At 42.1% G+C, this 19,903-nt stretch carries 13 protein-coding genes and 2 pseudogenes; 7 read left to right on the top strand and 8 right to left on the bottom strand.

The features are described 5' to 3' along the window. Positions 1–68: 68 nt before the first annotated feature. Positions 69–376 (bottom strand): annotated as a pseudogene (locus tag BACCOP_RS03785) (group II intron reverse transcriptase/maturase); the annotation flags it as partial. 580 nt (positions 377–956) lie between these two features. On the opposite strand from BACCOP_RS03785, the gene trxB reads away from it, so the two are divergent. The 6 genes from trxB (at position 957) to BACCOP_RS03755 (ending at position 8,736) form a co-directional block, all read left to right on the top strand. After that, a complete protein-coding gene (gene trxB, locus BACCOP_RS03780) occupies positions 957–1,904 on the top strand; it encodes a thioredoxin-disulfide reductase (protein WP_007566410.1) in 948 nt (315 codons plus the stop codon). A 25-nt stretch (positions 1,905–1,929) separates the two neighbouring features. Next, entirely contained in the window at positions 1,930–4,746 is a 2,817-nt protein-coding gene (locus tag BACCOP_RS03775) for a M16 family metallopeptidase (protein WP_007566408.1), read from the top strand. Between the two features lie 19 nt (positions 4,747–4,765). Then, positions 4,766–6,247, top strand: coding sequence for a DUF5687 family protein (locus tag BACCOP_RS03770; RefSeq protein WP_007566406.1), 1,482 nt, complete (start codon positions 4,766–4,768; stop codon positions 6,245–6,247). 15 nt (positions 6,248–6,262) lie between these two features. Then, positions 6,263–6,964, top strand: coding sequence for an ABC transporter ATP-binding protein (locus tag BACCOP_RS03765; protein ID WP_007566404.1), 702 nt, complete (start codon positions 6,263–6,265; stop codon positions 6,962–6,964). Between the two features lie 199 nt (positions 6,965–7,163). Further along, a complete protein-coding gene (locus BACCOP_RS03760; protein WP_040311789.1) occupies positions 7,164–7,697 on the top strand; it encodes a C40 family peptidase in 534 nt (177 codons plus the stop codon). Positions 7,698–7,707: 10 nt separating this feature from the next. Then, positions 7,708–8,736: a DUF4858 domain-containing protein gene (locus BACCOP_RS03755; RefSeq protein WP_007566400.1), complete on the top strand. Its 1,029-nt coding sequence runs from the start codon at positions 7,708–7,710 to the stop codon at positions 8,734–8,736. Between the two features lie 75 nt (positions 8,737–8,811). Here the strand turns inward: BACCOP_RS03755 and BACCOP_RS03750 are convergent, their stop codons facing one another. The 3 genes from BACCOP_RS03750 to BACCOP_RS03740 all read right to left on the bottom strand — a co-directional run bounded on the left by BACCOP_RS03750 (position 8,812) and on the right by BACCOP_RS03740 (position 11,326). Beyond that, positions 8,812–9,186 (bottom strand): DMT family protein, encoded by a 375-nt coding sequence (locus tag BACCOP_RS03750; RefSeq protein ID WP_007566398.1) that lies wholly within the window; start codon positions 9,184–9,186, stop codon positions 8,812–8,814. Between the two features lie 137 nt (positions 9,187–9,323). Beyond that, the gene (locus tag BACCOP_RS03745; RefSeq protein WP_007566396.1) at positions 9,324–9,533 is read right to left on the bottom strand and encodes a hypothetical protein; all 210 of its coding nucleotides are present in this window, start codon (positions 9,531–9,533) and stop codon (positions 9,324–9,326) included. 80 nt (positions 9,534–9,613) lie between these two features. Beyond that, positions 9,614–11,326 carry an ATP-binding protein gene (locus BACCOP_RS03740; RefSeq protein WP_007566395.1) on the bottom strand — a complete coding sequence of 571 codons (1,713 nt, stop codon included), beginning with the start codon at positions 11,324–11,326 and terminating at the stop codon, positions 9,614–9,616. A 109-nt stretch (positions 11,327–11,435) separates the two neighbouring features. Between BACCOP_RS03740 and BACCOP_RS03735 the strand changes: the two genes are divergently transcribed. After that, entirely contained in the window at positions 11,436–12,341 is a 906-nt protein-coding gene (locus BACCOP_RS03735; protein WP_040311788.1) for a helix-turn-helix transcriptional regulator, read from the top strand. A gap of 69 nt (positions 12,342–12,410) precedes the next feature. Here BACCOP_RS03735 and BACCOP_RS03730 read toward each other — a convergent pair whose 3' ends face one another. The 4 genes and pseudogenes from BACCOP_RS03730 to BACCOP_RS03715 all read right to left on the bottom strand — a co-directional run. Next, positions 12,411–17,231, bottom strand: a complete 4,821-nt coding sequence (locus BACCOP_RS03730; RefSeq protein WP_007566391.1) for a RecQ family ATP-dependent DNA helicase — start codon at positions 17,229–17,231, stop codon at positions 12,411–12,413. A gap of 631 nt (positions 17,232–17,862) precedes the next feature. Beyond that, positions 17,863–18,102, bottom strand: a complete 240-nt coding sequence (locus BACCOP_RS03725; protein WP_040311787.1) for a hypothetical protein — start codon at positions 18,100–18,102, stop codon at positions 17,863–17,865. An 8-nt stretch (positions 18,103–18,110) separates the two neighbouring features. Beyond that, on the bottom strand, positions 18,111–18,617 hold the full coding sequence (locus BACCOP_RS03720; protein WP_007566386.1) for a hypothetical protein: 507 nt from the start codon (positions 18,615–18,617) through the stop codon (positions 18,111–18,113). A 384-nt stretch (positions 18,618–19,001) separates the two neighbouring features. Continuing rightward, positions 19,002–19,903 (bottom strand): annotated as a pseudogene (locus tag BACCOP_RS03715) (IS1380 family transposase); the annotation flags it as partial.

Below are 19,903 nucleotides of genomic sequence, written 5' to 3'. Positions count from 1 at the left end.
TGGGATCTATATGAACGGCCAATCTTGCCATGCCTTGGGGATTTCTACCTTGACGGTTTCGACGTAGGACCGTCCATCAAGGAACGGATGAGCGCATCTTTGTTGGCTAATAGCCATAAAAAACAATTGTTCACATGACATATTGTCGATACCGCCACAGCCCTTGTTTCCAATCACTGCCTTATAGGATCGGTTTAGGTTCGCAGGACTCAGGATTTGCTCGAAAAGGTGTTCCTTGTCGAATGGTACTTTCCACGATGTTGTCTTCACATATCCACATGAAAGTCTGCACTCCCTCATACCATTCGGTTTCCGACCTATCTCTTTGAGGGCAGTCATTAACTTCGGATAATGTTTTCTGCATTCGTTCTTTCATTAGGTATGTTTCAATTACTATCGTTTAATTATTAGGTTCAGTCCTTCGCAAACCTATCGGCTCGTTTGCTACTATGACTTCTGCTGACTTCTCACGGCAAGCTTTACTCCGCTGATTTCGATTTTTTTCTATTTTCATGCGTCCGTGAGACCTCCTCGGATAAGGGTATTAACTTTCAATCTTATGTCTGCTTCATCTACATTAACCGTTCCGAATAGCTATAGGGCTTTGGTTTGGGTAGCAACCTTACCCACGGTTTTTATGCCTTATATGAAGTTTCTGTTCGTCAGACCAGATGTTTGCCGCCAGCTTCTTTCAGATTCCACCTCACGATGGACACCCTTGCTATTGGCTGTATGATTCCCGCTATTAGGGCTCATTGGGGACTTGCACCCGTTAGCTAATACTCATGCCGAGCATACTACCAAAAGCCCCGTCCGATCATTTCTGACGGGGCTTTTTGCATAAAATTTCCTCTTTTATAAGCCAGATTGATTATATAATAGCATTATGTACAAAAAAAAGAAGTATATTTGCTCAATTAAAATGAATATATAATTTTTAATTTACCAAACTTAATATGACAACAGAACATGTAAAATGCCTGATCATCGGATCAGGGCCAGCCGGATATACTGCGGCTATTTACACAAGTCGTGCCAATTTATCACCAGTTCTTTATGAGGGAATACAGCCAGGTGGACAGTTGACAATCACTACTGAAGTGGAAAACTTCCCCGGCTATCCGGAAGGAGTAACTGGTCCGGTTTTAATGGATGACTTGCGTAAGCAGGCAGAACGTTTCGGCGCTGATATCCGTAACGGTATAGTAACAAAGGCCGACTTAAGCCAGGCTCCTTACCATTTCATCATCGATGATGAAAAAGAAATAACAGCTGATACTGTTATCATTTCGACCGGAGCAACAGCCAAGTACCTTGGTCTGGAAGATGAAAAGAAATATGCTGGCATGGGTGTTAGCGCATGTGCTACTTGCGACGGATTCTTCTACCGTAAAAAAGTCGTTGCCGTAGTAGGTGGTGGCGATACAGCTTGCGAAGAAGCCATTTATCTGGCAGGCCTCGCCAGACAAGTATACCTGGTAGTCCGCAAACCATTCTTACGTGCCTCAAAGATTATGCAGGAACGCGTACTGAACCACCCAAACATTAAAGTTTTATTTGAGCATAACGCTGTCGGCCTTTACGGAACAGATGGTGTAGAAGGTATGCACGTAGTAAAACGCTTGGGAGAAGCTGATGAAGAACGTTACGATGTAGCTATCGACGGATTCTTCCTTGCTATCGGACATCAGCCTAATTCAGCAATCTTCAAGCCATGGGTACAGACTGACGAAACAGGATATATCATAACAGAAGGCAATACTCCACGGACAGGAATCCCAGGTGTATTCGCTGCAGGCGACGTAGCCGACCCTCACTACCGTCAGGCAATTACAGCTGCCGGAAGTGGATGTAAAGCTGCTATTGAAGCAGAACGTTACCTTTCGGCCAACGGATTACTCTAAAAACAAATCACTAAACTATATTATAATGAGAAGTTTTATCAGAAAAACATTCGCCGCTATCATCTTGATAGGAGGAGCAGCCAGCGTCTGCGCACAGCAGATGCCCCCTCTCCCAACCGATCCGAATGTGCGTATCGGCAAGCTGGATAACGGACTGACTTATTACATTCGTCACAATGCACTTCCAGAGAAACAAGCCGACTTCTACATTGCACAAAAAGTAGGCTCTATTCTTGAAGAAGACAACCAGCGCGGTTTGGCACATTTTCTGGAACATATGTGTTTCAACGGAACAACAAACTTTCCGGGAAACAGCCTACGCGAATATCTCGAATCCATCGGAGTAAAATTCGGTGCGAACCTGAATGCCTATACTGCTATCGACGAAACAGTATACAATATAGCCAATGTTCCTGTTATTCGTGACGGTATCATCGATTCATGTCTGCTAATCCTGCACGACTGGGCAGACGACCTGACACTCGATCCTAAAGAAATTGACAAGGAACGTGGAGTCATACACGAAGAATGGCGTACACGTACAGGAGCTATGATGCGTATGTACGATACCATCTTCCCAAAAATGTTTGCAGGAAGCAAATATGCGTACCGCCTTCCTATCGGTTCAATGGATATTATAGACAATTTCCCGTATAAGGATTTGCGCGACTACTACGAAAAATGGTATCGTCCAGATTTGCAGGGTGTAATTGTAGTGGGTGATATCGACGTAGACCAGATTGAAGCCAAAATCAAGAAAATATTTGGTCCTATCAAGATGCCAAAAGACGCAGCCGAACGTAAATATTTCCCTGTGCCCGACAATAAGGAACCTATCATAGCCATTGCAAAGGATAAGGAACAGCAGGTAAACCAAGTATATGTTTACCACAAGCACGATCCATTCCCTGAAGACTTGAAGAACACAGTCGGTTATTTGATTTACAACTATATGACCAGTGCAGTATCAAACATGCTGAACACTCGTCTTCAAGAACTTACCCAAACCGCAACTCCTCCTTTTATCAATGCCGGAGTAGAAGATAACGACTTCGTCCTTGCTAAGACCAAAAAAGCATTTATGGGAGTTGCTATCTGCAAAGAGGGAGGTATAGAAACTGGTCTTGCTGCTTTAATGCGTGAAATAGAACGTGCACGTCAGTTTGGATTTACAGAAGGAGAATATACCCGAATGAAAGCAGACTATTTGCGCGCACTGGAAAACGTATATAACGAACGCAGTAAAATGAAAAGCGAACAGTTTGTCAGCCAATACGTATCCAACTTCATCAATGGAGATCCAATTCCAAGCATAGAAGACGAATACGCACTTATGACACAAATTGTTCCCAATATACCATTGGACAACGTAAACCAGCTGCTGAAATCATTGGTTACAGACAGTAATACAGTAGTCAGCCTGTTCTGCCCGGACAAACCAGGAGTAAAACTTCCTACAGAAGCCGATATCAAGAAAGTGCTTACTGATGTAAAAGCAGAAAAGCTGGAAGCATATGTCGACAAGGTTTCAAATGAACCTCTGATGAAAGAAACTCCTAAAGGAGGCAAAGTCATAAAAACAGAAAAAGGACCTTTCGAATCGACCATTCTTACTCTGAACAACGGTGTACGTGTTATCCTGAAGTCTACAAACTTCAAGGCAGACGAAATCAGAATGTCTTCATTCAGCCGCGGAGGAACATCTTTGTTCGATGAAAGAGATGCTCTCCAGTTCAAGCAAATCAATGAAGTTGCAGGTTTAGGTGGTTTGGGCAACTTCAGCATTGTCGACCTGCAGAAAGTTCTGTCGGGTAAGGTTGCATCAGCCTCAGCATCTGTAAACACACTGAGCGAAGCCGTTTCAGGAAAATGCTCTCCTAAAGATCTGGAAACTATGTTGCAGCTGACTTACCTCAGCTTTACAGCTCCACGTATGGATGCAGCAGCATTCGAATCATACAAGAGTCGTTTGAAAGCACAGCTTGCCAATATGGAAGTTAATCCGAACATTGCCCTGAGCGATTCTTTAAGAAAAGAATTGTATGGTGATAATCCTCGTGTTCTTCGTATCAAAGCTGATATGGTAGACCAGACCGATTACCAGAAAATTATGGATATGTACAAAGACCGCTTCAAGGATGCCAGCGACTTTACATTCATTTTCGTAGGTAATATCGATCAGGCAACAGCAACTCCTCTTATTGAGCAATATCTGGGTTCTCTTCCTTCAATCAACCGCAAGGAAGACTTCCGTGATGTAAATCTGGACATCCGTAAGGGTGAGCACAAGAACGTATTCCACAGAGAATTACAGACTCAGAAAGCTACTGTATGTATCATCAGAAGCGGTGAATGCGAATACACATTAAAGAACCAGCTGATGATGAGCATGCTTTCTCAATTGCTTACAATGGAATATACAGAAACCGTACGTGAGGACGAAGGAGCATCTTATGGTGTAGGTGTATCAGGCGATATCAGCCTATATCCGAAAGTAGAAGCCACTTTGCAGATTTCATTCGATACTAATCCGGAAAAGCGTGCTAAGATGAGCAGCTTGATAGACAAAGGTATTAATGATTTTATTGCCAATGGTCCGAAAGCAGAAAATCTGCAAAAGGTTAAAGAATACATGCTGAAGAACTACGAAGCTAACCAGAAAGAAAACGGTTACTGGATGAACATCCTGTATAGCTATTTCTGGGAAAATTCAGATATGGCAACCGGATATGCTGATACAGTAAACGGTATCACAGCAGCCGATCTCCAGCACTTTGCAAAAGATTTCTTCTCACAAAACAACCGCATCGAAGTAAGCATGACTTCAGGCGACACAAAGTAATAACTTAAACCTGAAGATTATGCTCTTCCTGGAAATACGCAGAAACCGGAAACTCGCCGCCAGGCGAAGCCCGATGTTCGAAAAGAACCGTTTTGCCAAGGTTTTCATGTATTGCGGAATAGCATTTTGGGCAGCATACCTTCTTTTTATAGGGGTAATGCTGCCCTTTGCTTTTCAAGAAAGTTTTCCCGGCATGGAACCTTACCACATCCTCAATCAGGGATTAGTCATCATTCTGGCTATTGACTTTCTGATACGCTTTATGCTTCCTTCTTCCATACAAGAAATCAAGCCATATCTCTTGCTGCCTGTTCCCAAAAGGAAAGTCATATTCACTTTTCTTCTGGATAAACTTTGGCATCCGTTTAATTTCTTCTGGCTATTCCTTTTTATCCCTTTCGCCCTGATTACCATTACACGCTTTTATGGGATAACGGGAGTTATTGGATATGCGGTAGGTATCTGGCTGCTGATGGTAATGAACGGTTACTGGAGCACACTGATATGTACATTAAAACGAGAAAAATTTATCTATTTTCTCGGAAGTATACTCTTTTACGGAATACTGGCCTTACTGGAATTCTTGCCGGAAACAGGCTGGATAAGTACACTCACCATGAATTGGGGAGAAGGTTTCATACTTTGGAATCCGTTGTCTTTCGGTGGAGCAATTATACTTATCTGCCTGCTCCTATTCATCAATTACATTGTGCAGCTACATTTTCTTTATAAAGAGCTGTCACATACAGAAGATACCAAGATCAAGCATATCAGCAGCTATAAGTTTCTCGACCGCTACGGAAATGTTGGAGAATATATGCGTCTGGAGCTGAAAATGTTTTTCCGCAATAAAGCCCCCCGCAGCCAGTTCTGGGGATTTATCTTCATCATGTGCATGTTTGCGATAGCACTTGCCAGCGACGTTTATGGCGACAGCTACATGAACAATTTCATTTGTCTGTATTGCTATTGCATATTAGGACTGATGACACTGAACCGCATCATGACGTTCGAAGGAAACTATATCGACGGATTGATGGTGCGGAAAGAGAGCCTTTACAATATGCTCCGCGCCAAATATTACCTGCAATGTATCTTTCTGGTCATCCCTTTCCTGTTCAGCCTTATCCCGGTCTGCATGGGTACAATTCCTCTGCTTATGTCAATAGCTTATCTATGTTTTACAATGGGAACCATATTTGCCATGATGATGCAAATGGCAGTCTACAACAACAAGACTGCACCTCTCAACACTAATACCATAGGTAAGCAGCAAGGCAACAACATGTACCAGTCGCTTATCGTGATATGTGCTTTCAGTCTTCCGTTGCTGATAAACAAAACTCTCACCCTATTCCTCGACGAAACAACCGCCTACATAATACTTATCATATTAGGATTGTCGGGCTTTGTCACACACCGTTACTGGATACACAATATCTATGTCCGGCTGATGAAACGGAAATACCAGAACATGGAAGGATTCAGAAACACCCGTTAATACGAAAACAAAACCATGGATATAACAATAGACCAACTTAAAAAAGTATATGGTACAAAAGTGGCACTCGATATAGACCACTATACCATCCGTCATGGAGAAATAATAGGACTTGTCGGAAACAACGGTGCAGGCAAAACCACCCTGTTCCGTCTCATGCTCGATCTGCTGAAAGCAGACAACGGCTTTGTCCGGATAGGAGAAACAGAAGTCAGCAGCAGTGAAGCCTGGAAAGAAACAACAGGAGCTTATCTGGATGAAAGCTTTCTGATAGACTACCTTACTCCCGAAGAATATTTCTATTTCGTAGGACGCATGTGCAACCTCAACCGCCAGACAGTGGACGAACGTCTGGCAGTCTACGAACGTTTCATGAACGATGAAATACTGGGACAGAAAAAACTGATCCGCAATCTGTCAGCCGGTAACAAGCAAAAAATCGGAATTCTAGCCGCACTGCTCAACCAGCCGGAACTGATTATTCTGGACGAACCATTCAATTTTCTCGATCCCAGTTCACAGTCGGCATTGAAACAACTCCTGGTAGCCTATAACCAGTCAACCGGAGCAACCATTCTTGTATCCAGCCATAACCTGAATCATACAACAGACATCAGCACCCGCATAGCTCTGCTGGAACACGGTAAGCTGATACGTGACTTAGATAACAGCGACGGCAGCGCAGGAAATGAACTGGAAACCTATTTCGCCGTATAAAAACCTATTTCGCGGCATAAATTCAAAAGCGCAACAAGGCAACCTCTCCCCAACGCCTGTTGCGCTTTTATCATTAAATCCCGTTAAAATAACTACCGGCAACCTTTTAAATAAATAAAAAATAACAGTACAGTTATTCCAAAACCACCCCATTTACTCCGATTATTGTATATTTGTCCAAATGTCAATAAACAAATACATGCACCAAACCAGATACACCATACGTCTTATCTGCTTAATCGGCCTATTGGGCACCCTCCTTTTCTCCTCATGCGGAACACGTGCCCCACGTTACGATTACCGCGAGCTGGCACAAGCCGCTATCCGACTTGACATGGACATAGCCATGGAAGACAATCACCGTCTGTATATAGAATCTTCCCGCTGGATAGGAGTTCCCTACCGTACTGGAGGAAATACCATGAGAGGAGTGGACTGTTCGGGGCTGACATACAACATTTACAAGAAAGTCTACCACAAGCATCTGAAACGCAACTCCGACGACCAGCGAAAAGAGAACTGCCGGAAGGTAAGCAAAGGCAAGCTTCAGGAAGGCGACCTTGTATTCTTTCATAACGGAAAGAACAAACGTACAGCCACCCATGTAGGCATCTATCTGAAAGATAACCGTTTCATCCATGCCAGTACCAGCCGGGGTGTCATCGTCAGCCGTCTGGACGAGCCCTATTACCGCAGAGTATGGATGCAAGGCGGACGAGTGAAAGGTTTATAAAGCAATAGTTATGCCATCTGCCAGACACATAGCAACATATTTGGGATTACTGTTTCTCACGGTCGAAGCTGTTCCTCTCGCTGCACAGACAGAAAAAGAGGAAGAAGAAATCAAACTAAACGAAGACGTTATCAAAATGATACAGTTCGACTTCGCCCCCAAAGAAAACCCATACAAACCTTTAAACTCTTCGTTAGACAAGAAATGGATGCAGTTTAAAGAAGATCTTTCCATGCCACGCAGCATGATAGACTCTACCCGAGTAAAAAAAATAAAAGGATACATCCGTGCCGAACCTTACACCATCTGGACTAAGTTCGGGGAAAATCCCGTATACGATGTTATGCCCACCATCGAAAAAAAATGGACCATACAGTGGAAACTGAATCCTTTCCGCCAATACCGTGGAGAATATGGCAGAGAAATAAAACCAGTTCCGGGAGAAACCTACCTGTACGTAACTTCTCCCGCAGGTCCCGGTGCCAGCATATCTCTCGATTTCGACAAGTTACTGTTCGAGAGCCTGACCAAACGTGGACGTGCCATTAAGCATAACCGCACCCATGCTACGGCATGGAAAAAATATGCCAGTTACATTCCCACCAAGCAAGACCATGCCGGCCTTGAAAAATATATCACAAGACAAACAGAGAAAACGTCAACTGACAGCATACAGTCTGGCAATGACGAACCCATTCTTTTGTACGACGATTATATCTATCCAGACAATGATTCTCTGAAACTGGAAGCTCCCGAACTGACTCCAGCCTTTCAGCCAGTACCGCTGTTACCTATCTACTCGGCTCAGCCCGATTCCGTAAAACAGCAAACAGCAGAGAAAAAGAAAGAAAAGCAGGAGAAAAAAACAAAAGCCAAGGCTTCACAACCCGAAGCTATCCCCGACTACCAGCGTTACATCAGGCAACGCGCAGCCGAAGACTCCATCCGCCGGCATGAATTTCTAAGAAGAGACAAGAGTAACCGTAATGCATACGATGTAGAGATTCAAACGCGGCGTCTGCGTGAGCAACAGAATTAAAACCCCAAGTAGTAAAAAACAAAAAGGCGCGCCATAAACTCAGTCATGACGCACCTTGACAATCAAAGGAAAATATTATTTCTTAAATACAAAATACACGGCCAATATCAGACATACAAAAGCTGCCAGATGATTCCATTTCAGCTCCATTTTAAAGGCAATCATAGAAAAAATAGTAAATACTGCAAGCGTTATTACCTCCTGAATCACCTTCAGCTGCATGATATCAAACGGACCGCCACTGTCTTTAAATCCCAAACGATTGGCAGGAACCTGCAAACAATATTCAAAAAAAGCAATCGCCCAGCTGAAAGCGATTACTCCAATCAGCGGCAATGCAGCAAACCAGCTAAACTCTTCACGCATTTTCAAGTGTCCATACCATGCAAATGTCATGAAGACATTCGAAAACACCAGCAATACAATCGAATATATTCCTTGTGAAACCATTTTTTAAAGCATTTTTAAAATCGGCTGCAAAGATAATCTTTCCCAATGAAAAATAATGAAATTTCAGCAGGATATTTATTTCTATTCATTTCCTGGTCACGCTTAGCGAATATCCATCCGTATAAGCGTAACCTTCATTATCTGTAATTATTATTTCTTATATCGAGCGTAACATCCATATATGTCCGCTTCCCCTCAATATAATCGGCATACAAAGTTTCAGCATCCTTTCCCTTCAAGACACGACACTTGCCACACGATTCACAATCGTGCAAACACTTCCATGCATCAATCACAAACGCCCGTCGTTCTTCTTTGGTAGATTCTTCAATTTTGGGAGGTATCATAACTTATATCTTTTATTTTTAACGGCTGCCATAAAGCATATATGCAAATATATCATTTTTATCCAAACAAAGCCGACAGGTCAATGCTGAAATCCAATCCTCTGCCGGGTTGAAGTACCAATACGCTCATTGCGACAAAGCTCAGCAAGCAACAGGAGATCGATCGTATCCTGTCCCGACAAAATAGCATTTACCATATATTTACGACTAATATTTTCTATTTCACCACCCGACAAATCAAACTGAGAAGCAAGCGTACAAGCATCCCTTTCTGTCAGAGCAGGAAACATGGCCTGCCAGATCTGAGCACGAGCTTCCACCGTCGGACGATTAAACTCTACCTTATATAGGAAACGCCGTTCGAAAGCCTTGTCAAGATTTGTTGTAAGGTTAGTCGTAGCAATCATTATACCCTCCAATGCTTCCATTTCCTGAAGAATAATATTCTGTATAGAGTTCTCCATCTTATCTACCGCCCGGGTAGCCCCTTCCATCCGGACACCAAGAATAGCATCCGCCTCGTTGAAAAGCAAAATCGGAGCTAAAGACGTACTCTTGCAGATATTACGATATTTGTCAAAAACTTTTTTCATATTCTGTTCACTCTCACCTACCCAGCAACTCTTGATTTTATCAACATCCACCCGCAGAATATCACGCCCCGTTGCACGCGCCACCTGATACACTGTTTCCGTCTTTCCCGTACCAGGCGAACCATAAAAAAGACAACAGAACCCGGCCCTCATCCCTACATTCCGCAAACGGGACTGCACTTCACTGAAACGTTCTGCCGAAAGTATGGATGAAAGCTCCATAACCTGCTTTTTCTCAGAAACATTATAAACCAGCTTCTTTTCAGGAAACGAATCCCATTTTATCAGATCGCAATCAGACTTAGCATTAACAGTCAGGTTCAACTCCGAAAGCAGATCCGTCTTGGCATATTCTGTCAATCTAAAACAATCCGAACGTGCCATTCCGTCCTCATTTACGTTTTCAATCAACTTACAGCAAAAGAGTTCCGATGTCCGGCTTCGTAACTCATTTTTACACCAATTAGGAATTTTGTCATTATCATACAAGTTATCTATATCAGAAAAGTTAATGCGGTCATCATTGTTTTCTACAAACAAATGGGCCATATAAATAAACAGCAACCTATTTTCATTAACCAGGCCAAACCTTTTCAATGCCCTAGCAAAATGAGAATCCCGGATATCCCCAAGATACTCCTCTGTTTCTTCAAGGAGCGCTTCATGCGTCAGTTCATCATTATTCATATATTCCATAAGCTCATTGAAGCGGTCGAAAAAACTCTGAAGACCAGTTATCGGTTCTACAACATGTACATAAGGCTGGTTCTTTTTCAAGGCTTTCAATACGTCAACCGGCACACGATAGGTAAGTCTATTATAAGAGTGTGAAGCTCGCAAATAATACTTATCTACCAGCACATCAATCTCCGACGAAAGTCGCAGTATCTTAGTAGTACGGCATCCCGTATAAGCTGCTATGTCTGACATACGAATGGAGCTATCCTCACTCTGATCGACGAAGAGTGCCAGCAGCACAGTCTGCATCGACGACAATTTCAGCTTGCGTGCAGCATATTTTATATGGACCGATGCATTTTCAAAAAAATCTGCATCCAGACTGGAATCTTTTGCCAGCTCAACAATATATTCGAATGCTTCCAATATACTTCTGGCACGAGTCTTCGGAATATTCGGCAACACTTCCTTCTGCTGTATCTCATCCAGCAAAATATCTTCATTATCGAAAAGCTGTCTCATCTTTTATATCTGTTTAAGTTTACACCACAAAAGTATGGAAAGGATGTACCATTTATCGGTACAAGTTTCCAAGAATTTGCTAACTTTACGGCAACTAACAAAAAAGGATATGACACAACTGCAAAAATATATCTGGCTTATTGATACCATCCGCAGAGCCGGAAAAATCTCTCTCGAAGAAATCTCCAGCCGCAGGGAACGCAACAAAGATCTGAGCGACTACAAACCTTTGAGCCGCACCACTTTCAATCGCTGGAAAGATGCCATATTCTCACAATTCGGAATAATCATCTCCTGTCAACGGTCGGGAGGCTACTTCTATTACATCGAAAATCCGGAAGATATAGACGAGGACGAACTGAAAAAATGGATGCTCGACTCCTTTGCCATAAGCAACCTTATCGGCGAAAACCTTTCACTGAAAGACAGAATTATTGTAAACCAGATTCCGTCGGCCCAGAGTCATCTTGCCACATTGCTTGAAGCCATGCAAGGGAATCGTGTTGTACTAATAACTTATTGCGGATTCAACAAGAAAAGAAGCTATACATTCCCTGTTGAACCATATTGTGTAAAACTTTTCGAAAACCGCTGGTATCTGCTGGCCCATAACGTTTCATACAACAAAATCAGAATCTACGGACTCGACCGGATAGAAAGTCTGGAACTGACAGACAACACATTCAAGCTTCCGAAAGATTTTTCCGCATCCGGATTCTTCTCAACTTACTATGGCATTGTTACCGGCAATGACATAAAACCAGAACGTATCATCATCAGAGCATACCACGACCATATTCCTTATATGAAATCACTCCCCCTGCATGCCAGTCAACGACTGCTGGAAGAGCACGATGAGTATGCCGATTTTGAAGTCTATCTTGCTCCTACCTACGATTTCATCATGCGATTGCTTCATACAGGTGCAATGATTGAAGTTATATCCCCGGCTTCTCTCCGACAGACAATGAAAGAATGGATATCAGATATGTATGAACTGTATAAAAATGATTAGTAACCAATTAAATCACCAATCTACAATTTTATTTATATGACATTTGAGCAAAACTACAAATACAAATTCTCATAAAGACAACACTAAATCAGCCAATAAAACAGCTATTTCAGGTTCTTCCTTAGGAGCATCTTTAGGCTTCCACGCCACTACAAACCGCACAGAAGCAGCCTTCACCTCATATCCACGTTCCTTCCATTCAGCCAACTTCTTTTGCATACTCAGTGACAACCGTGCCACAGGCCTCTGAGCTACGTCATACAATGTATAGTCTTTATAAGACAACATGTCTCCTCCTTTCAGTGCCAACACCTCCCGCTTAATCTCCTTGAAAAATCCCAAATACACATCTTTATGTGAAAGCTGCAATACAATCTCTTCGGGCATTGCATACTCTCGCTGGTCAATACAATTCTGATCGGCACTTATATTCGCAAAGCAATCACCGTTTGTATGTATAAATAATCGTTTTTTAGCTCGGGTAATTCCTACATAATACCGACGCATCAAATGATCATCCCTCAAATAACCATCCGAAATCAACATATAAACATCATCAAATTCTCTTCCCTTCGCTTTATGAATAGTCGAAACTACTACATCCGATCCCGATACATCACAAAAATCTTCCATCGAAGACTCAAAGACAAATTCCTTAAAATCAGTGAAGTATTTCATTTTATTAATCTGCTCGAAAAGTTCGATGCAACGCTTTACATACGCTAAGCTTAAACTACCATTATAAGCAGCAAACGTAGCACTCTTAGCCTCCTCCCATAAATCTTCAGGAATCAGAGGTGTGCTAACCCGTTTTCCCACGTACTTCAGGAAATACCTCATTTCAGCCATGTTCCAAAACAACAGCCCTTCCATCGACTGAATCAGCTTACTACGGATACCCCGTTTCTGTAAAAGAGCCACGACAATAACTGCTTCTTCATTTGTCTGAGTGAGTACACATGTAGTACCTTCTCCCCTATGCTGAAGCAATTCTTCCACGAGCGGTTGATACATACAGGCAGACCGATGATGAGTTACTCCAACCCATCCCTCCTCCTTCCGCATAGAAATAATAGGCATCGTTTTCATTCTGCGGCCAATTGTCTTTACAAACTCGTTAGCAAAAGCCACTACATGACGTGCACTGCGGTAATTTTCGGTCATTTCCACAAACCGGCTTCCAGGTTCCTGTGTCAACCGAAACATATATCCGGCATCCGAGCCACGGAATTCATAAATATTCTGATCATCATCCCCCACTGCTATTACACGCATTTCTTCGTTATGATGCATCAAGGCCCGCACCAGTGCATGTTCTTCGGCTCCCATATCCTGTGCCTCGTCAATCACCAGCACCGTCTTACCAATCCGATTAGGTTCAACCTCGCCCTGTTCAATCATTTCCGCAGCCTTCCCCACTACATTCTTCACCTCATCCAGATTGCCTATCAATCCCAGCAAATCAAAGCAATAGGCATGAAATGTCTTAATCTCCACATAATGCGCGGCATTGCCTATCAACTCCATCAACCGCTGTTTGAACTCCGTAGCAGCTGCCCGAGAGAAAGTCAGCATCAACAACTGTTCATGCTTTACATCCTCAAGCAGTAACAGTGAGGCAAGTTTGTGCACCAGCACACGAGTCTTTCCACTACCCGGCCCTGCCGCCACAACAATACAACGCGAATCCTTATCCGAGATAATCTCCATCTGCCGCTTAGACAACTGTCCAAACAACTGCTTATACTTCTCCGGGGTCAGGTTACGCTGAATCTCGTTTACTCTTTCTCCCTTAAAATATTTGGCAATGAACTTCTTATAATCCATCTGAAAGTAATCCTGCACATACTGCAAAGCTGCCTGATAATCCTTTACCATCAGATTAGCATACTCACCCACAATGTGTACCTGCTGAATTTTCTGCTTGTAGAATTCGTTCAGCATCCGGTAGTCATCCTGTTTGTAACGCGACTTATTATCCTTGATACGTCTGATATTCATCGCATTGTAAAGAACCAGAAAGCCTCCTTCCAGTTTGAGAGCTCCAATCTTTGACAGATACAGAAGTGCTTCCTCTACATCCTCCAGCTGTAAATCATCCAGTTCGCCCAAAAGAGACTGAGCATTAGCTTTCACCTGATTCAGCAATTCCACGACTGAAAACTGTACAGCCGTCTTTTCTGTATCACTGTCTTCAATTACTTTATCCTTCACCAGCTTATACAGCCACTCCACCGCAAACCGGCTAATCACCAACCGTTTTTCAAAACGCCTGATAATCGATTCCATATCAGCACGACGGACAAGCTCCATATTATGAACTGCGTCCTCCTTTTTATAAGTATATCCTTTAATCGTCAGGAAATAAAGCAATGTCCGGATATCCTTCTCTTTCGATGTCGTAATACCATCATGCACAGCATTATCATTCAATTGCTTACAAGATATCCGCAAAGCATCATCCGGGATATGACTGAGAATATATCGTTCCAATTTCGCAAACCTATCCAGAAACATCCTTGCTCTTCGCTCCGAATCACCAGCATCCAGTAAATAAGCCGATATATCCTTACTGTCGGCCAATATACCTTCCTGTCGCATCCGCTCTACTACAGATACCACCTCTTTCTTTGTCAATCCTAATATATCAGCCAGATAATCAACCCTCGATTCAGCCCCACTATCCTGCGCCTTGGCGATGTATTTCTGCGAGATCAATGAAGTAATAATCCGAACAGCCTTTTCTATTTCATCGCTATGAAACAAGACTGATGCCGTAATACGCTTTCGGGCCTCATCCATATTCTTCACCGTAATACCGGTAGCATACACATGCGGCACATTGGTTCCCCTTTCCAGATAACCACTTTGCTCCAATGCAGCCAAAGCTGTCCGCACGCGCGTTTCAATATCCGAAACCGAATCATCCCATCCAGCATTCCGGGCAATCTCCAGAGCAGAACAACACACCCGCATACGCTTTTTCGTCATGTCCTTTACCGCCTTCCAGACCTGTTGAATTTCACTAATACTCAATTTCGTCTGATTCAACAAAATGAAATGCTTATCCAGATCATTATCACTGTAAAGCACATAACATCGCGCATTAAGATGTGGATCACGTCCGGCCCGACCAGCTTCCTGTACATAATTTTCCAACGAATCGGAAATATCGTAATGCACTACCAGTCCCACATCCTTCTTATCGACTCCCATACCGAAAGCCGACGTAGCCACGATAATACGTACCTGGTCACTCATAAATGCATCCTGATTGGCAATCTTCTCGTCCGAATCCATCTTTCCATTAAAAGGCAACGCCTTATATCCATCACGAGTCAGTTTCAAAGCCAGCTCCTTGGTACGCCGTGTCCGCGACACATATACAATAGTCGGACAAGTAGACTCCGCCACCAATTCTCTCAGTTTAGCATACTTATCCTCATCCGTCTCTGCATGAATAACCGAATAGCGCAAGTTGGTTCTCGAAGCCGTAGAAGCAAACAGCTCTAAGTCCAAGTTTAAAGTCCGTTTAAAATAATCACAAATATCCTGAACCACTTTTTGTTTAGCCGTAGCTGTAAAGCAGGAAACCGGTATAGGATTTTTGCAACCTTTCTTTTCCTGATATTCCTTTATGAATTTTCCAAGATAAAGATAATCTACCCGGAAATCCTGTCCCCAGGAAGAAAAACAATGAGCCTCGTCTATAACAAATCTTACTACATGACGCATCATCAAAATCCGCTCAATGGTCTTCGAACGTAACATTTCCGGAGCAATATACAACAACGAAGCATCTCCCTCCTGTACTCTTTGAATGGAAAGTGCCCGTGTAATAGGGTCCAGCAAACCATTAATGGTTACAGCATCTGTAATTCCCTTGTCGGCCAGATTATCCACCTGATCTTTCATAAGTGACTGCAACGGAGAAATCACGACTGTAAGCCCATGTACAGCACGTGCCTCCATGAGCGCCGGCAGCTGAAAGGTCAGCGATTTTCCACCTCCAGTCGGGAAGATAGCCAGTAAAGGCTTTCCTTCTATAGCAGCCCGGGCCGCCCGTTCCTGCAAGGGTTCTCCACCATACGTACGGAATTGGTCATATCCAAAAAACACCTTCAAACTATGAAGTACATCCAGCTGACTATTACAATACGTACACCCTTCCGAACAAGGAGTATGTCGCAAAAGTTTCATCACATATTCCACAGCCGGATAATTGCGGAGCACCCATCCCGGTGTTACAGAACGATAATCGGTAGTATCAATCAGTGCCAGCGCATAGGCCATTTCACAAGGATACTGCCGGACCAACATATCTACGTCGGCATGCTCGCAGATTTTTCCTTCATACAGACGGCGTATCAGTCCAGACAATCCCCAGCTCACCCGTTCAGCCTTCACCATACTAAAGAAGCCGTCGAATTCTTCCTTACCTTTCAACAACGAAGCAAAAATTTTCCGTATTTCATCAGGTAACGAATTCCAGCGGGCAATTTCATCCAGCAGCAAATCACGTGCCTTCTCACAATCGTTCACCGGATTATTCATCTGGTCGCATACTAACTTATCATCCTTCACCAGCCGATGGTAAGGACGTTCCGGAAATAATAAAGGTGAAACATACAACGTATCGACCAGCGTCCAGCGACACGCTTTATCGGAAAACAGATACTGAGCATCGTGATGAATAATATTGTGTCCGCAAAGGTAATCCGTATCCCTCAGGAAATCGAACAGCTCTTCTTTTGATGCCTTATGAAAAGTCGCACCGTCTTGCCGAAGAGCTCCTATATCATGAATTTTATGATCCTTCAGTCCTACCTCCACGTCTACAATGGCATAGCGTGATGTTTTATTTTTTGTGAATATGTCCCAAATTGCCATAGATTGTGTTTCTCAAAATAATCGCAAAAATAATGAAATCCGACAAGAATGGAAGGGAATAAGGGAGAATATTCAGGTGATGGACTAACATTTCAACCATCTCACGAACAGTTACTATGAGAGAAGTTACGATAAAAGTTATTATTTCTCATTTTGTTTATACCGACACCTAAACTAATTTCCTCCGCTTCAACCTGATGTACCTTTAGCATACTGATGTGTATTTCTTTTTGTCTTATCTCTTTTAATTCATTGATTTGGAGCTGATACAACTCCTGAAAATCAACGAATTAATTATATCATTTCCATTTGTCATTTCCAAAATCAGTTTTTCTTCTTTTTCTATTCCTCATTTTGGAAATGATAATCAATTCCCATTTTTATCCTGATTTTTAACTATTCGAGAAATTCGAATAGCTCGTTCTTTCTGCTGTTCAGGTGTTTCAAAACCATAAAGATATACAAATTTAATAATTTCTGAATAGTTCTCAGAACCCTATCCTTTCTATAGAGTCTTTTACCCGTATTCTTACCAACAAAAGTAATTTTGTACTTTCATACATCACTTGCTTAAAATGAAATAAAGTTTTTTTGTTTATAACCAATAATCAACTGATCATATTAATAAAATCTATTTACTGAATTTTCTAAAGGCCACTATAGTTTGATAAATACCATAACTTATAAAGATTTTTGATGCAAAGAATACGGTTTCACCAATTGCATTTAATTCAGTTCCTTGAAATTTTTCTTTAAAATCAATTAAATAAAACATATTCAAAAATCTCTTCCAAATTTCCCCGATTCCTTCAAAATGGAATGTTTTCAAATCTAAAACAAAAAAACGGGGATAATCATTTTCAATGCCCAAAAAATTTATTACCCAGAAAAAATTATAGCACACGAAATCGTAAAAATAATACCCCTTAACCAACTTAATCCATTCTTATTAGATATGGTATTCAAGAACAATACGGATTTATCTGTAAGCCATGTTCCAATATTATCATAAGATATTTGTGCGTTCAGTTCTTTACTGTATGATAACATTTCCTTTTCTCTATATTGCATGGCCTTTATAGAATTGTTATTTTTTAGAGCTTCATCTTTCAATCGTACATATGTTTGGCTATCTGACTCTTCCTTAAAATATAAATGTTCTGTAAAAAAGCCTCCTACCATTACCGCATTTGTCAATAAGAATCTTTTTAGATAAATATTTTTCAAAACAACATTTCCTAACAAATTAGCATCAGTAAAATTAATTATACCAGTGAATTTATGTTTCTCATTTATATTACGTATAATTAGATAACCATTAGGTTCAACAAATATATTATTAAGTTTGATAGATGAATCCTCTGACAAAAAAATACCACTTCTCAAACTATTCAATTCTAAAAGTCCTTTAATAACGGATGCAGTAAAATTTATCTCATAGATTTCACCTTTGCTATGAAATATTTTAATCTTCCCTCCAAAAGCACAATTCTCAAAATTTATACATCCACATACATCATTGTTTATAAATGAAAAACCATTAACAAAGTAAGTTCTATTAAAAATTATTCCTTTTTTAAAGACACAATCTTTTATTACCCTTAAATCCGCAACTCCATTCCCGAAGTGCTACCTACATAAAGAGAAATGGACTTTTGATTCGTAAGATAACCATTAAGTCCTCGCGTCCGTTTCAATGCGCATACCATCCCCTTACCCCATAAAGCGACTTGAGGCAATACGCAATCAGTGGCCATCAAGTGATGTAAATCATCCGGAAGAAGTTTTGAAGGCTTCTGCATATGCATGGTTGTCGGTGTAGATATTCAGCACACATTGCCTTGCGGTCTTAATCCACTTGGCAGGTACTGAAATGAATTTGAAGACAAACGTCTTGATACGGCTGGTTTCCTTGAGCCCGAACTTCTTCACTTCAATCCTTTGCATGATGGCCTTGTAGAAATTGCGTATCAGTGCCGTCAGGAGCAGGAACACGGTATTTTCCGCCATGAAGGATTTAGGCAGTCTGTCCCATCCAAACCCATTGTTCATGTCATCAAAGACGCGTTCCTTGCCACCGCGCATGTTATAGAACTCCACGATGTCCCTCATGGATGATTCGTAATCGTTGGTCAGGATGCAGCGGTATGTATATTCCCCCTCCCACAGGTCCGGTCCACTGCCCATGCGTCTCTGTCTCTGGATTACCAGGCGATACGGTTTGCCCTTCCACTTCTCAACGAGAATGGAGTTCAACTCAAACACGATGCCGTTTATCTCTTCCTTCTTCCACCCTCTGAGCGCGAAGATGTCATCATAGAGCGAGCAGCAGCGGTTGGCGCGTATGTAGAATGTCCTGCAATGCTTCCTGACCTCATCCACAATGTCTTCAGAGCATGAGCCGCAGTCGGTCCTGAAGCGTTTGACTGTCAGCTTCTTCTCTTCAAGTCTCTCCAAAATCCTCTTTAGCGTGTCCTTCTGGTGAAAGCGTACATTGGTGTTGCCGTCGCTGTTCTCTATGCCTACAATCATGTCGCCGATAACGGCCACACCGGACCTGTAACCAAGAAATTTCTTGTACGTGGAATTTCAATCGTACATCTCCGCTTCAATGAAACTGAAGGTCAAAGTCAACGTCTTACTCCCCGCCCTCTTTTCAATTGCCCTGTGTT

This window comes from Phocaeicola coprocola DSM 17136, assembly GCF_000154845.1.
Taxonomy (GTDB): domain Bacteria; phylum Bacteroidota; class Bacteroidia; order Bacteroidales; family Bacteroidaceae; genus Phocaeicola; species Phocaeicola coprocola.
Note: the sequence above shows the minus strand (reverse complement) of the source record. Positions and strands in the feature narration are given on the sequence as shown.

What these genes read in the sequence shown, in the direction of transcription:
- BACCOP_RS03755 (WP_007566400.1), top strand. Translation starts at nt 7,708, where the DNA reads ATGCCATCTGCCAGACACATAGCAACATATTTGGGATTACTGTTTCTC.
- BACCOP_RS03735 (WP_040311788.1), top strand. Translation starts at nt 11,436, where the DNA reads ATGACACAACTGCAAAAATATATCTGGCTTATTGATACCATCCGCAGA.
- BACCOP_RS03750 (WP_007566398.1), bottom strand. Translation starts at nt 9,186, where the DNA reads ATGGTTTCACAAGGAATATATTCGATTGTATTGCTGGTGTTTTCGAAT.
- BACCOP_RS03770 (WP_007566406.1), top strand. Translation starts at nt 4,766, where the DNA reads ATGCTCTTCCTGGAAATACGCAGAAACCGGAAACTCGCCGCCAGGCGA.
- BACCOP_RS03745 (WP_007566396.1), bottom strand. Translation starts at nt 9,533, where the DNA reads ATGATACCTCCCAAAATTGAAGAATCTACCAAAGAAGAACGACGGGCG.
- BACCOP_RS03740 (WP_007566395.1), bottom strand. Translation starts at nt 11,326, where the DNA reads ATGAGACAGCTTTTCGATAATGAAGATATTTTGCTGGATGAGATACAG.
- trxB (WP_007566410.1), top strand. Translation starts at nt 957, where the DNA reads ATGACAACAGAACATGTAAAATGCCTGATCATCGGATCAGGGCCAGCC.
- BACCOP_RS03765 (WP_007566404.1), top strand. Translation starts at nt 6,263, where the DNA reads ATGGATATAACAATAGACCAACTTAAAAAAGTATATGGTACAAAAGTG.
- BACCOP_RS03760 (WP_040311789.1), top strand. Translation starts at nt 7,164, where the DNA reads ATGCACCAAACCAGATACACCATACGTCTTATCTGCTTAATCGGCCTA.
- BACCOP_RS03775 (WP_007566408.1), top strand. Translation starts at nt 1,930, where the DNA reads ATGAGAAGTTTTATCAGAAAAACATTCGCCGCTATCATCTTGATAGGA.
- BACCOP_RS03730 (WP_007566391.1), bottom strand. Translation starts at nt 17,231, where the DNA reads ATGGCAATTTGGGACATATTCACAAAAAATAAAACATCACGCTATGCC.